Consider the following 12,806-nt stretch of genomic DNA (forward strand, 5'->3'; position numbering starts at 1 on the left):
GAACGGCCTCTGGCGGGGTCCGGCGCGTTGACTCCGGCATGCGCTGCCGTCTAGTTTCATGGGCTCAGCCTGCGCCGTGCCCTCTCGGCACGCTCCCTCGTGGAGACGCGCAGTCGGTGGCGGCGCGGCCGGATCTGTTCCACGCTCTGGCCGCCCGTTTTTTTGCCGCCCAGACGGATCGACGTTCGATCCGCTCGGATCCATCGATCCACGACTCTCATGGACCACAACTCGTTCAAGACCTTCAGCCAGCGCCCGCAGGATGTGGAGGCCGCATGGCACCTCGTCGATGCCGAGAACGCCGTCGTCGGCCGTCTCTCCGCGCAGGTCGCGGCCCTTATCCGGGGCAAGCACAAGCCGGAGTACACGCCTCACGTCGACGGCGGAGACTTCGTCGTCATCGTGAACGCGGACAAGGTCCGCTTCACGGGCAAGAAGGAGACCGACAAGACTTACTTCCGGCACTCCGGCTACCCCGGAGGCGTGACGCTTCAGACTCCGCGCGAGGTGCGCGAGAAGTACCCGGAGCGCATCCTGGAGCACTCCATCAAGGGCATGCTGCCCAAGAACCGCCTCGGCCGCCAGATGGCGAAAAAGCTGAAGGTGTACGCCGGCGCGGAGCATCCGCACGAGGCGCAGAACCCCCAGCCGCTCGACATCGACGCCTAACCCCATGCCTACCCAGTACCAGGCCGTCGGCCGCCGCAAGACTTCGGTTGCCCGCGTTTACCTCCGCCCCGGCAGCGGTAACGTGATCATCAACAAGCGCCCGCTCTCGGAGTACCTCCCCACGGAGATCCGCCAGCGCGCCGCGACCGCCGCCCTCGACCTCACGGAGCTCCGTGGCGAGTTCGACGTCGTCGTCAACGCCAAGGGCGGTGGCCTCACCGGCCAGGCCGACGCCATCCAACTCGGCGTGGCTCGTTGCCTCGTGGAGCACAACGCGGAGCTTCGCAAGCCACTTCGCGACGCAGGCTACCTGACGCGTGACCCCCGCATGGTGGAGCGCAAGAAGCCCGGCCAGCCCAAGGCTCGCAAGAAGTTCCAGTTCTCGAAGCGCTAAGCCACCTCTGCCTCTTGCGCCCCCGCCAGAGGCTCCGGCTTTCCGCTATCCCCCACCCCGCCCGACGCGCTGCCGGGTGTCCCGCCAGAGGCCTCTTGCGCCTCCGGGATCGGCTGCGCGGATGACGGCGGGGGTGGTTGTAACCCGCGCCAGAGGCTCCCACACCTCGCCTCTGGCGCCCACCCGCGGGCTCGGCCCGCTGTTCTATGCCACGCGCATCGATTGAAGACCTCCTCCGTGCAGGCGCCCACTTCGGGCACCTCACGAGCCGCTGGAACCCGAAGATGGCCTCGTACATCTTCATGGAGCGCAACGGCATCCACATCATTGACCTCAAGCAGACGCAGGCGCGTTTGGAGGAGGCCGCTGAGGCCGCAGGCCGTTTTGCAGGCCGCGGCAAGGAGATCCTGTTTGTCGGCACGAAGAAGCAGGCGCAGGCCACCGTCAAGGAGCACGCCGAGCGTGCCGGAATGCCGTTCGTCGTGGACCGCTGGCAGGGCGGCATGCTGACCAACTTCCAGACGGTCAAGAAGAGCCTCCGCCGCATGGAGACGCTTCAGCGCCAGGAAAGCGACGGCACGACGGCTCAGCTCAAGAAGAAGGAGCGCCTCATGCGCACCCGTGAGCTCGAGAAGCTGGACCGCGTCCTCGGTGGCATCTCGCACATGAACAAGCTGCCCGGCGCGCTGTTCGTGGTCGACATCAAGCGCGAGCACATCGCCGTCGACGAGGCCAAGAAGCTGAACATCCCGGTCATCGCGCTCGTGGACACGAACACGGACCCGGACCTGGTGGACTACCCGATCCCCGCCAACGACGACGCGATGCGCTCCGTCTCGCTCTTCACCGGCATCATCGCTGACGCCGTGACCGAGGGCGCGCAGGCGGCCAAGGCGCAGAAGGACGCCGCGAAGGCCGAGGCCGAGAGCCGCCTCGCGGATCAGGTCAAGGAAGCCGCCAAGCCCGAAGAGACCAAGGAGGAAGCTCCCGTCTCCATGGCTGACGCCGAGAAGGCCCCCGAGGCGAAGGCCTAAAGCCCCGTCGCACTCCTCTGGCGGGGAAGCGAGGCTCTCCTCGTTTCCCCGCTTCTGTTTCCCCCCGCCTCTGGCGCCGCGCGGCTCGCGCGATCCCGCCAGAGGCCTGAATTCAACCCAACCTAGAGACATGGCGATCACCGCTCAAGAAGTCAAGCGCCTCCGCGAGGCCACTGGCGTCGGCATGATGGACTGCAAGAAGGCGCTCACCGAGACCGGCGGCAACTTCGAGGAGGCCATCGAGCTGCTCCGCAAGAAGGGTCAGAAGGTCGCCGCCAAGCGCGCCGACCGCGACGCCACCGAGGGCGTCATCGCGACGGCCACCTCTGGCGACGGCAGCACCGCCGTCATGGTGGAGGTCAACTGCGAGACCGACTTCGTGGCTCGCAACGAGGACTTTACCACCTTCGCCCAGAGCATCGCGGACCTCGCGCTCGCTCAGAAGACCTCCGACCGCGACGCGCTGCTCGCGCAGACGCTCGGCTCCCAGACCGTGGCCGACGCCATCACGGAGAAGACCGGCCAGATCGGCGAGAAGATCGACGTCCGCCGCGTAGCGCTCATGAACGCCGAAGGCGGTCAGATCGTGGACTACATCCACCCCGGAGCCAAGCTCGGCGTGCTCGTGGACATGACGGGCGAGGGCGACCTTTCCGAGGCCGGCCGCGACGTGGCCATGCAGGCCGCCGCGATGAACCCCATCGCTGCTGTCCGCGCCGACGTTCCTCAGGACGTGCAAGACAAGGAGCTCGAGATCGGCCGCGAGCAGGCTCGCGCTGAGGGCAAGCCCGATGCCATCCTCGACAAGATTGCCGAGGGCAAGCTCGGCCGCTACTTCAAGGACAACGTCCTCGTGGAGCAGCCTTTCGTCAAGGACTCCTCGCAGACCGTGGAGCAGATGCTGAAGAGCAAGGGCGCAGAGCTCAAGCGGTTCGTCCGCTTCGCGCTCGGCGGCTGAGTTCAGCCTCTGGCTAGAACCTCGCGAGGCCCGACCACTCCGGTCGGGCCTCGCTTTGGTTGGGGCCTCTGGCGCGAAAGGTCCGGTTCAGATTCGAGTCTGAGATCAGCGCAGAGAGATGCAGCCTTCGCTAGAGGCCTCTCGTGACCGGCTAACTCGCCGATGCGGTATAGCGCAGTTCCACCTCGCAGTTGCCACCGTCCGAAAGGTTGATCCGTTGGCTACCGGAAGGGCTGATCCGTCCGTTCGAGAAGGAGTGGCGGATGGATTCGGTGATGTCTAGGTCGTCGGCCGAAGTGACATCGTTCTCGATCGCGTAGAAAAGGACCTCGAAGCTCGCCGAGGTGCCATCGGGAACCGAGAACGTAGTGGGGCTGCTGCTCACGCCAACGGATGTACCGGTGTTGGCAGCGAAGCCGCGGTCCAGAATGGTGTCCGTCGACGTCCGCCCGTCGATGGTGGCCTCGACTTCTACTTTGAACTCGAAGTCGCCTGTGTTCGAGCCGCCCACTTCGCAGTCTTCGATGATCTGGATGCGACCAGACCAGTCGAACGTGACTGTTGTGGGATCGGGATCCGGATCGGGATCGGGCCCGATGGGATCGGTGGCGTCGCATGCGGCGAGGGAGAACACAGCCACGAGAGCGAGGCGCGGAATGAAGCGGGGAAGCAGAGCCATAGGAGGGATCGGCTGGTGAAGGGGGTTCAGTCCGAGACGCACCGCCCCTCCTCTGAACCGATCACGCGTCTGCACATTTTGACGCCAGAGGCCTCTGGCGGAGCGAACGCCTTTGACGTGTACATTTTGAGGACTCCTAAGCCTCTATGCCTAAACCAGATGTCACGGCTCTTCTGGCCAATCTCCGCGCCGGAGATGTTGCTGCCGTGGACGTGCTACTCCCGCACGTCTACCCGGAACTGCAGAACCTCGCGCGGCGACACCTCCGGTCTGAACGCGACGGCCACACGCTGGATACGGCGGCGCTCGTCCACGAGGCTTATCTGAAGCTGATCGATCAGAACCGGGTGGACTGGCAGAGCCGGGCACACTTCATCGGCGTGGCGGCGCTCGCCATGCGGCGCATCCTCGTCAACTACGCGAAGAAGCGTCGCGCTCAGAAACGCGGCGGGGGCGAAATCGCGGCGACCTACCAAGATGGCGAGGTCGGCAGGGTCGCCCGCACAGACGAGCTTCTGGCGCTCGACGAGTCTCTGAGCCGTCTGGCGGAACGAGCCGAGCGGCAGGCGCGCGTGGTGGAGCTGTGGTTTTTCGGCGGCCTGACGCACACAGAGATCGCGGAGGCTCTCGGCATCTCAGAGCCCACGGTGCGCCGTGACTGGCGCGTGGCCCGCGCGTGGCTCTCACAGGACATGCGCGACGATCCCACGCCTGCGTGATCGGTCTGGGCGCCAGAGGCTGCGTCTTCGGAACAGAACCCCGTTGTTGAAATGGCCGATATCTCCGAGCGATGGACACGTATCCAGACCCTCTTTGAAGCCGCGCTCGAACGGCCGGCGGACGACCGCACGGCGTGGTTGCGCTCCGTCTGTGGTGACGATCCAGACCTCTACCGCGAGGTGGAGTCTCTTCTGGAAGGGGACGCGCACCAGCACACGCTCTTCGGTGGCCGCGCGGCAGACCTGCTGGGGCCGCACGACCTGGACGCGGCCCTCTCCCCGACCCGCGCAGGAGAGATCGTCGGCCCCTGGCGGTTGATCGAGCGCATCGGCTCTGGCGGCATGGGCGCCGTCTACCGAGCCGAGCGCGCCTCTGGCGACTACGAGCAGACGGCAGCCCTCAAGCTCATCAAGCCAGGGATGGACTCCGAGGCTGTCGTGGCACGCTTCGAGGCGGAGCGCAAGATCCTGGCGCGCCTCCAGCACCCCGGCATCGCGCGCCTCCTCGACGGGGGGCTTACGGCAGACCGGCGCCCCTACTTCGCGATGGACCTCGTCGAGGGCGAACCCATCACGGACTACGCCGACGCCAGAGGCCTGGGCATCGACGCGCGGCTGCGCCTTTTCGCCGCCGTCTGCGAGGCCGTTCGCTACGCGCACCAATCGCTCGTCGTCCACCGCGACCTCAAACCGAGCAACATCGTCGTCACCGAAGCCTCTGGAGCAGGTTCGGCGCCAGAGGCGCGCCCCGTCCTTCTCGACTTCGGCATCGCACGGCTTCTGGCGGACGACGAGGACACCGCACTGACCAGGACAGGGCACCGCGTTCTCACACCCAGCTTTGCTGCGCCGGAGCAAATCCGGGGCGAATCGCCCACGACGGCGACCGACGTGTACGCCCTCGGCGGGTTGCTCTACCGGCTAATCTGTGGCGCGGCGCCTCTGGCGGGCGAAACGGCCCTGGAAACAGAGCAGGCGGTTCTGAGTGAGACGCCGAAGCGTCCGAGCGCGCGCGTGACGCCTGAGGCCTCTGGCGCCAGAGGCCTCAACGAAGCGGGGTTGATGCGGCGGCTGCGCGGCGATCTGGACGTGATCTGCCTCAAGGCACTCGCGGAGGAGCCCGAGCGGCGGTACGGCTCGGCGGCAGAGCTCCTGGCCGACGTGCAGCGTCATCTGGCGGGCTTACCCGTGGAGGCGCGACCGGCCTCTGGCGCCTACCGGGTGCGGAAGTTTGTAGCGCGGCACCGCGTCGGCGTGATTGGAACGGCCGTAAGCCTCGCCGCGCTCGTGGCGCTGACGGCGTTCTACACCGTGAGCCTGACGGGCGAGCGCGACCGCGTCGAAGCAGAGGCGCGGCGATCTGAAGAGGTCGTGGCGTTCCTCAAAGACCTTCTGCTCGGTGCGAGCCCCTACGAGGCGCCGGGCGAGGAGTTGACCGCCCGTGAACTCGTAGACCGTGGCGCGGCACGTGTCGACACCGCCCTGGCAGGAGAGCCCGCGACACAGGCCGCCATCCAGTCGCTCATCGCCGAGGTGTACATGGACATCAACCGCGCAGAGGACGCGATCCCCCTGTACCGGAAGGCGCTCGTGTCGCAAGAGGCGGAAGGTCTGCGCGCGGAAGCCGCCAGTACGCAGCGAGAGCTCGGTCGAGCGCTACGCGAGACGGGGGCGACGGAGGAGGCCGAGCGCTACCTCCGCTCTGCGCTCGCGACGTTTGAACGCCTCCCCACGAGCGATCCGGCCGAAACGGCGCTCACCCAACGGCACCTCGGGTCTCTGCTTCGGGACCAGGGTGACTTCGAGACCGCAGAACGGCTCTACCGAACGGCTCTGGCTACAGCCCAGCGCGCCAGAGGCCCCGACGACCCGCTCACGGCCGATATCACGAACAGCCTCGTCATCGTGCTCCGTGCCACCGACCGGAACTCGGAGGCCGCAGACCTGATGGCGGACCTCGTCGCGTCGGACCGGCGCGTGCTGCCGCCCAATCACCCCGACCTCGGTGCGTCTCTGGCGATCCACTCGACGCTACTAAGTCAGGCCGGCCGGAGTGGCGAGGCCGTTCGTGTCGCGCGAGAGGCGCTGCGCGTGTTCCGCGCGGCCCACCCAGACACCACGCACCCGGATATCGCTGGCGGCATCCACGGCGTCGCCATCGCGCTCGAAGCGGACGGCCAGCTCGTCATGGCCGACCGCACCTTCGCGGACGCCATTCGGCGCCTCCGCGCCTCTCGCGGGGACGGAGACACGAGAACGTTGTCCGCGATCCGCGGCTACGCATCCCTCAAAGAGACGCGGGGAGACCTGAGCGCAGCCATCGACCTGTACCTGGAAGGTGCCCGAGCCGCTGGCGACACACCCCGGTACGCAGGCGCTCTCTGGTCAGACCTCGCCGCCGTGTACGTCCAACAAGGACGCTGGCCCGAAGCTCGCGAGGCCTTCCGGCGTGCCGCCGACGCCTACCGCGCGGGTGACCTCCCCGAAGACGTCGCCGAGGTCACGGCGGAGTGGCGCGCAGCGGCGCTCGCCGTTGGTAGGCCCGGCGAGGGACCACCTCGCAGCGCAGAGCGCTAGCGCCAGAGGCCTCTGGCGCCAAAACAGGCCGAGGTCTCGACGGGAGCCTCTGGCGGCATTGCCGCCCCGTTCGGCGGCTCCGTACCTTCCGAGCACGCTCTACCCCTCACCTCTCGATGGCCGACACCGACCTGCGCTACAAGCGCGTCCTGCTCAAACTCAGCGGCGAGGCGCTTCTGGGAGACCAGGCCTTCGGCATCGACCACTCCATCTTGGCGACGTACGCCCGGGAGGTGCGCGAGGCGGTTGAAGCCGGCGCCGAGGTGGCCCTCGTGATCGGTGGCGGCAACATCTTCCGCGGCGTCTCCCCCGAGGGCACGCAGATGTCCAGCCGCGCTCACGCGGACTACATGGGCATGCTCGCGACGATGATCAACGCGATGGCGCTCCAGGACGCGCTGGAAAACGCGGGCCTGCATACCCGGCTGCTCTCCGCCATCGAGATGAAAGAGATCGCCGAGCCGTTTATCCGCCGCCGCGCGATGCGGCACTTGGAAAAAGGCCGTGTGGTCGTGTTCGGCGCCGGCACCGGCCACCCCTACTTCTCGACCGACACGGCCGCAGCGCTCCGCGCCTCCGAGATCGGCGCCGACGTGATCCTCAAGGGCACGCGCGTGGACGGCGTGTTCACCGCCGACCCGGAAAAGGATTCCAGCGCCCGCCGGTTCGCGTCCGTCTACGGCGCGGAGGTGATCCAGCGCGACCTCAAAGTGATGGACCTCACGGCCGTAACGCTCGCGAAGGAAAGCGGCCTCCCCATCCTCGTCTTCAACATGAACACGCCCGGCAACCTCCGCCGCGTCCTCAACGGCGAAGACGTGGGCACGCTCGTCCACTGGGACGAGACCGCCGAGCCCGTTTCCCTCGCCTAGCCTCTCGCGCTGGCCTTCCGGCGCTGCCCCGGCCTCTGGCGCCAGAGGCTCCCGCTCTCGCACTTTCCGACTTCTCCGATGATCGACGACTCCCTCTCCCTCATTCTCGACGACGCCCGCGACCAGATGCGGAAGTCGCTGGAGCACCTCGCCGCCGAGATGGACACCATCCGGGCGGGCCGCGCCAACGCGTCCATGCTGGACAGCGTCCGCGTGGAGGCCTACGGCTCCTCCATGCCCATCAACCAGGTGGCCAGCGTGAGCGCCCCTGCGCCAGACCTGATCCTGGTGCAACCGTTCGACAAGTCCACGCTGGGCAACGTCGAGCGCGGCATCACGATGGCGAACCTCGGCCTCAACCCGACCAACGACGGGACGGTGATCCGCATCGGCATCCCGGCGCTGACCGAGGAGCGGCGCAACGACCTCGCAAAAACCGCCCGCACGCGCGCCGAGGACGCGAAGATCTCCATCCGCAACGTCCGCAAGGACGTCAAGAACGAGATCCAGAAGACCGTCAAGTCTGAGAGCCTCTCCGAGGACATGCAGTACGAGGCCGAGCAGAACCTCCAGAACCTGACCGACGAGATGGGGGGCCGCGTGGACACCATGCTCGCGAAAAAGGAGAAAGACATCATGACGGTGTAAGCAGCGGCCTCACCGCAGAGAGGAGAGGGACAGGCAGAGCTCAATGCATAGCCCCTGGCGCCAGAGGCCCGGCGAGACGGCGCCGTACCTCTGGCGCGCCCCTCCCTCTTCTCTTGCAATTTGACGCAGCCTCAACCGGCGCAGCCTCTGGCGCGCGGTAGATTCGCTGTCCACGGAGAGGTGTCCGAGTGGCTTAAGGAGCACGCTTGGAAAGCGTGTGTGCCGGCAACGGTACCGAGGGTTCGAATCCCTCTCTCTCCGCACCGACGCTGGCAGCCCTGCGCTGCCAGCGTCGTTTTGTTTCACGCGCCTTCCCCGCTGATGCCCGCCTCCCCCCTTCGCAGCATGACCGGCTTCGGCCGCGGGACCGCCGAGGCGGGCGCGACGCGCGCAAGCGTGGAGGTGCGGACCGTAAACGGGCGCTTCGCCGAGGTCAGCGTCCGCAGCCCGCGCGCGCTCAACCCACATGAGGCCGAGATCGTCGCGCGCGTCAAAGACGCCATCGCCAGAGGCAACGCGACGGTCAGCATCACGCTGGACCGCGCAGAGAGCACGCCGCCTCTGGAGGTGAACGTGGAGGCCGCCGCCGCAGTGGGCGCAATGCTGCGCGAGGTGGCCGCGGCCGCTGGCGTGAGCGGGCTGGGCGCCATCACGCTCTCGGACGTGCTCCGCTTCCCCGAGGTCATGCAGGCAGCCACCTCTGGCGCCGACGAGGACGACGCCGACGCGTGGACCGCGACGCAAGAGGCGCTAACCGAGGCGCTCGCCGGGATGGACGCCATGCGCGAGGCCGAAGGTGCCGCGCTCGACGCCGCGCTACGCGAGCACGCCGACGACCTGGAGCGCCACACCGCCGAGGTGGAAGCGCGTGCGCCGCAGCGCGTGGAGCAGCATCGCCAGAGGCTCACCGAGCGGCTGGAGGCCATGCTGGACGACGACCGCTTGGACCGCTCGCGCCTCGAAACGGAGATCGCTCTGCTCGCGGACAAGATGGACGTGACCGAGGAAACCGTGCGGCTCCGGTCCCACCTCGCGCAGTTCCGCGACGCGCTCGGCGCAGACGAGCCCGTCGGGCGGCGGCTCAACTTTATCGCGCAGGAGATGAACCGAGAGGTCAACACCGTCGCGTCCAAAGCCAACGACCCAGGGCTGGCCGAGCACGCCGTCGGCATGAAAGAGGCGCTGGAAAAGATCAGAGAGCAGGTCGCAAACGTAGTCTGAGCGTTGCGGGACGCACGCCCCGCCCCCACTCCTCCCTTTCCCCTCATGAACCTGATCGTCCTCACAGCTCCCAGCGGGGCCGGCAAGACCACCATCGCGCGGCGCTTGATGTCCGTGGTCCCCGGGCTTCGGTTCTCCGTCTCCGCCACCACCCGCCCGCCGCGGGAGGGCGAGCGGGAGGGCGTGGACTACTTCTTCCTCTCCGTCGACGAGTTCAACAAACGCATCGAAGCGGACGGCTTCGTGGAACACGAGGAGGTGTACCCCGGCCGGTTCTACGGGACGCTGCGCGAGCAGCTGGAACGCGCGGCCATCGACGCCTCTGGCGAAGGCGGCGCGATCGTGCTCGACATCGACGTGAAGGGCGCGCTCAACGTCAAGCGGCTCTACGGGTCCGACGCGCTCACGCTGTTTATCGCCCCGCCCTCCATGGAGGCCCTCTCGGAGCGCCTGCTCAGCCGCGGGACCGAGGCCGACGACCGCATCCGGGTGCGCCTGGAGCGCGCGCAGATGGAGATGGACCACGCGCCGGAGTTCGACCAGACCGTCGTCAACGACGACCTCGACACCGCCGTGGAAGAGACGATCGCGCACGTCCGCGGCTTCCTGGCCCGCCACCACGGCCCCGCCTCTGGCGCCTGACGACGCGCGCCAGAGCCTCTGGCGGCGTTATCCGCACGCATTCTCAGCCGAACGCGCCGCGCCAGAGGCGTACCTTCACCTGTTCCGCCCCCCGCGACACTATGCCGATCCGCACTCTCGACACGAACGCCCTCGCCGAACAGACCGGCAACCTCTACGAGTCGCTCGTCGTGCTTTCCAAGCGCGCGCGCCAGGTGGCCTCCAAGACGAAGGGCGAACTCGACCAGAAGCTGTCGTACTTCGAGGACCTCTCGCTCGACCCGGCCGAGGAGCTCCGTTCCAACGAGGACCAGCTCCGCATCTCGCTGGAGTACGAGAAGCGCCCGAAGTCTCCCGACATGGCCGTCGACGAGTTCGAAAGCGGCGAGCTGTACTTCCGCAACCCGACTCGGACGGACAACGACTTCTAGACCGCTGGCCCAGACCGCCGTCGACCTTTTGTAAACGCCGCCTTTCTCGCCAGAGAGGCGGCGTTTTCGCTGTACGCCATGTCCCTCTCTGGAAAAAAGCTTGTCCTCGGCATCACGGGCAGCATCGCGGCCTACAAGGCAGCGGATCTCGTCCGCCTGCTCGTCAAGGCAGGCGCCGAGGTGCAGCCCATCCTCACGCCAGCGGCCTCGCGGTTTATCTCGCCGCTTACGCTCGGCACGCTCGCGCGGCGCGAGGCCCTGATCGGCCTATGGCCTGACGCCGGTCCGGGCGCTGACGCCACGCTCTGGACCAAGCACGTCGAGATCGGCCTCTGGGCCGACGGCATCGTCGTCGCGCCCGCCACGGCGCAGACGCTCGCCAAGATGGTAGGGGGTGCGTGCGATTCGATGCTTACCGCCGTGCTGCTCTCGGCGCGATGCCCCGTCCTCGTGGCGCCCGCGATGGACCACGACATGTGGCATCATCCGGCCACGCAGCGCAACATCGCGCAGCTCAAGGCGGATGGGGTCACGGTCCTGCCTCCCGCCTCTGGCGAGCTCGCCAGCGGCCTCGTCGGCGACGGGCGGCTGCCGGAGCCGTCGGAGATCGCCGCCGCGCTGGAGCCGTGGCTCGGTTCAGTCGAGGGCGCAGCGCCAGAGGCCTCTGGCGGCTCGCTCGCGGGCCGCACGGTCCTCGTCACAGCCGGCCCCACGCGAGAGGCCATCGACCCCGTCCGGTTCCTCTCGAACGGCTCGACGGGCACGATGGGCTTCGAGATCGCGCGAGAGGCCGCGCGCCGCGGCGCCAGCGTGACGCTTCTGGCCGGCCCGGTCTCGCTCCCCACCCCCGAGGGTGTAACGCGCGTCGACATCGTGAGTGCTGACGACCTGCACGAGGCTGCGATGCAGCACGCCGACGCCGACCTCGTGATCGCCGCGGCCGCGGTCTCGGATTACGCCCCCGCGTCCTCCGGCGACCGCAAGCTCAAGAAAGCCGACGACGCCCTTTCGCTCACGCTCCGCCGCACGCCCGACGTGCTGGCCGCGCTCGGCGCACGCAAACGGGACGGCCAGACGCTCGTCGGCTTCGCGCTCGAAACGCACGACGGCGAGGCCCACGCCAGAGGCAAGCTGGAGCGGAAGAACCTGGACTGGATCGTGCTCAACTTCCAGAACGAGCCCGGAGCCGGCTTCGGGACCGGCACCAACCGCGTGGTGCTGCTCAGCCGCGCCGGTGAGCGCGCGGACCTGCCGCTGGCGCCCAAGGCGCAGATCGCGGCCTCCATCCTCGACGCCGTGGCCCGGTGAAGCGGCTTCTGGCGCTGCTTTTCCTCCTTGCGACCGGCTGCATGCCCGATTCCAACGCCCCCCGCTTTCTCGCCCTCGGCGACTCCTACACCATCGGCGAAGGCGTTGCGCCAGAGGCTCGGTGGCCCAACGTGGTGGCGGCGCAACTGCGAGCCTCTGGCGCGGAGATCGCAGATCCGGAGATCATCGCCGTCACAGGCTGGACCACGGACGAGTTGGACGCCGGGATCGACGCGGCGAACCCGTCGGGCTCGTACGCGCTGGTCACGCTCCTCATCGGCGTGAACAACCAGTATCGCGAGAGGCCGCTGGCGGAGTACCGCGAGCAGTTCCGCGCGCTTCTCGGCCGCGCCGTGGGGTTCGCCGGAGGTGAGCCGCATCGCGTCGTCGTGGTCTCCATCCCAGACTGGGGCGTGACGCCGTTCGGTTCAGAGGACGCCAGAGGTCCGGAGGAGATCACGCGGCAGATCGACGCGTTCAACGCCATCGCGCAGGGCGAAACCGAGGCCGCTGGCGCGATCTGGGCCGATATCACGCCGCTCTCGCGCACCCAGGGCGGGCTGACGGTGGGCGACGGCCTGCACCCTACCGGCGAGGCGTACGCCGCGTGGGCCGGCCTCCTTTTGCCTCTGGCGCGAGAGGCCGCGGCGCTGTAGATCGAAGAGGATTTCGCCG

General features: G+C 68.0%; 14 protein-coding genes and 1 tRNA gene. 14 read left to right on the plus strand and 1 reads right to left on the minus strand.

Features of this window, described 5'->3' with window-relative positions; all coding sequences use genetic code 11:
- The first annotated feature begins 219 nt into the window (after positions 1-219).
- The 4 genes from rplM (at position 220) to tsf (ending at position 3,055) form a co-directional block, all read left to right on the plus strand.
- On the plus strand, positions 220-669 hold the full coding sequence (rplM, locus tag BSZ36_RS15145; protein ID WP_094550442.1) for a 50S ribosomal protein L13: 450 nt from the start codon (positions 220-222) through the stop codon (positions 667-669).
- Between the two features lie 4 nt (positions 670-673).
- Positions 674-1,063 (plus strand): 30S ribosomal protein S9, encoded by a 390-nt coding sequence (gene rpsI, locus BSZ36_RS15150; RefSeq protein ID WP_094550445.1) that lies wholly within the window; start codon positions 674-676, stop codon positions 1,061-1,063.
- 206 nt (positions 1,064-1,269) lie between these two features.
- Entirely contained in the window at positions 1,270-2,097 is an 828-nt protein-coding gene (gene rpsB / locus BSZ36_RS15155) for a 30S ribosomal protein S2 (RefSeq protein WP_094550447.1), read from the plus strand.
- 130 nt (positions 2,098-2,227) lie between these two features.
- The gene (gene tsf / locus BSZ36_RS15160) at positions 2,228-3,055 is read left to right on the plus strand and encodes a translation elongation factor Ts (protein ID WP_094550449.1); all 828 of its coding nucleotides are present in this window, start codon (positions 2,228-2,230) and stop codon (positions 3,053-3,055) included.
- Between the two features lie 151 nt (positions 3,056-3,206).
- Here tsf and BSZ36_RS15165 read toward each other — a convergent pair whose 3' ends face one another.
- On the minus strand, positions 3,207-3,734 hold the full coding sequence (locus BSZ36_RS15165; protein WP_094550451.1) for a hypothetical protein: 528 nt from the start codon (positions 3,732-3,734) through the stop codon (positions 3,207-3,209).
- 146 nt (positions 3,735-3,880) lie between these two features.
- On the opposite strand from BSZ36_RS15165, the gene BSZ36_RS15170 reads away from it, so the two are divergent.
- The 10 genes from BSZ36_RS15170 (at position 3,881) to BSZ36_RS15215 (ending at position 12,787) form a co-directional block, all read left to right on the plus strand.
- Entirely contained in the window at positions 3,881-4,453 is a 573-nt protein-coding gene (locus BSZ36_RS15170; RefSeq protein WP_094550453.1) for an ECF-type sigma factor, read from the plus strand.
- Positions 4,454-4,504: 51 nt separating this feature from the next.
- Positions 4,505-7,030, plus strand: coding sequence for a serine/threonine-protein kinase (locus BSZ36_RS15175; protein WP_094550455.1), 2,526 nt, complete (start codon positions 4,505-4,507; stop codon positions 7,028-7,030).
- Between the two features lie 116 nt (positions 7,031-7,146).
- On the plus strand, positions 7,147-7,902 hold the full coding sequence (gene pyrH, locus BSZ36_RS15180) for a UMP kinase (protein ID WP_094550457.1): 756 nt from the start codon (positions 7,147-7,149) through the stop codon (positions 7,900-7,902).
- 78 nt (positions 7,903-7,980) lie between these two features.
- Positions 7,981-8,550, plus strand: coding sequence for a ribosome recycling factor (gene frr / locus BSZ36_RS15185; RefSeq protein ID WP_094550459.1), 570 nt, complete (start codon positions 7,981-7,983; stop codon positions 8,548-8,550).
- A gap of 174 nt (positions 8,551-8,724) precedes the next feature.
- A tRNA-Ser gene (locus BSZ36_RS15190) sits at positions 8,725-8,811 on the plus strand.
- 60 nt (positions 8,812-8,871) lie between these two features.
- Positions 8,872-9,771, plus strand: a complete 900-nt coding sequence (locus tag BSZ36_RS15195) for a YicC/YloC family endoribonuclease (protein WP_094550461.1) — start codon at positions 8,872-8,874, stop codon at positions 9,769-9,771.
- Between the two features lie 45 nt (positions 9,772-9,816).
- Positions 9,817-10,413, plus strand: a complete 597-nt coding sequence (gmk, locus tag BSZ36_RS15200; protein WP_094550463.1) for a guanylate kinase — start codon at positions 9,817-9,819, stop codon at positions 10,411-10,413.
- Positions 10,414-10,514: 101 nt separating this feature from the next.
- Entirely contained in the window at positions 10,515-10,823 is a 309-nt protein-coding gene (locus BSZ36_RS15205; RefSeq protein WP_094550465.1) for a DNA-directed RNA polymerase subunit omega, read from the plus strand.
- 78 nt (positions 10,824-10,901) lie between these two features.
- On the plus strand, positions 10,902-12,131 hold the full coding sequence (gene coaBC / locus BSZ36_RS15210) for a bifunctional phosphopantothenoylcysteine decarboxylase/phosphopantothenate--cysteine ligase CoaBC (RefSeq protein WP_094550467.1): 1,230 nt from the start codon (positions 10,902-10,904) through the stop codon (positions 12,129-12,131).
- 41 nt (positions 12,132-12,172) lie between these two features.
- Positions 12,173-12,787, plus strand: a complete 615-nt coding sequence (locus tag BSZ36_RS15215) for an SGNH/GDSL hydrolase family protein (protein WP_094551372.1) — start codon at positions 12,173-12,175, stop codon at positions 12,785-12,787.
- Positions 12,788-12,806: the final 19 nt, after the last annotated feature.

The sequence above is a fragment of the Rubricoccus marinus genome, from assembly GCF_002257665.1.
GTDB classification, from domain to species: Bacteria; Bacteroidota; Rhodothermia; order Rhodothermales; family Rubricoccaceae; genus Rubricoccus; species Rubricoccus marinus.

Excerpts from the sequence above, each read along its gene's own strand:
- BSZ36_RS15175 (WP_094550455.1), top strand. The coding sequence starts at position 4,505 with ATGGCCGATATCTCCGAGCGATGGACACGTATCCAGACCCTCTTTGAA.
- BSZ36_RS15215 (WP_094551372.1), top strand. The coding sequence starts at position 12,173 with ATGCCCGATTCCAACGCCCCCCGCTTTCTCGCCCTCGGCGACTCCTAC.
- tsf (WP_094550449.1), top strand. The coding sequence starts at position 2,228 with ATGGCGATCACCGCTCAAGAAGTCAAGCGCCTCCGCGAGGCCACTGGC.
- BSZ36_RS15205 (WP_094550465.1), top strand. The coding sequence starts at position 10,515 with ATGCCGATCCGCACTCTCGACACGAACGCCCTCGCCGAACAGACCGGC.
- frr (WP_094550459.1), top strand. The coding sequence starts at position 7,981 with ATGATCGACGACTCCCTCTCCCTCATTCTCGACGACGCCCGCGACCAG.
- pyrH (WP_094550457.1), top strand. The coding sequence starts at position 7,147 with ATGGCCGACACCGACCTGCGCTACAAGCGCGTCCTGCTCAAACTCAGC.
- BSZ36_RS15195 (WP_094550461.1), top strand. The coding sequence starts at position 8,872 with ATGCCCGCCTCCCCCCTTCGCAGCATGACCGGCTTCGGCCGCGGGACC.
- rpsI (WP_094550445.1), top strand. The coding sequence starts at position 674 with ATGCCTACCCAGTACCAGGCCGTCGGCCGCCGCAAGACTTCGGTTGCC.
- coaBC (WP_094550467.1), top strand. The coding sequence starts at position 10,902 with ATGTCCCTCTCTGGAAAAAAGCTTGTCCTCGGCATCACGGGCAGCATC.
- BSZ36_RS15170 (WP_094550453.1), top strand. The coding sequence starts at position 3,881 with ATGCCTAAACCAGATGTCACGGCTCTTCTGGCCAATCTCCGCGCCGGA.
- BSZ36_RS15165 (WP_094550451.1), bottom strand. The coding sequence starts at position 3,734 with ATGGCTCTGCTTCCCCGCTTCATTCCGCGCCTCGCTCTCGTGGCTGTG.
- rplM (WP_094550442.1), top strand. The coding sequence starts at position 220 with ATGGACCACAACTCGTTCAAGACCTTCAGCCAGCGCCCGCAGGATGTG.
- rpsB (WP_094550447.1), top strand. The coding sequence starts at position 1,270 with ATGCCACGCGCATCGATTGAAGACCTCCTCCGTGCAGGCGCCCACTTC.
- gmk (WP_094550463.1), top strand. The coding sequence starts at position 9,817 with ATGAACCTGATCGTCCTCACAGCTCCCAGCGGGGCCGGCAAGACCACC.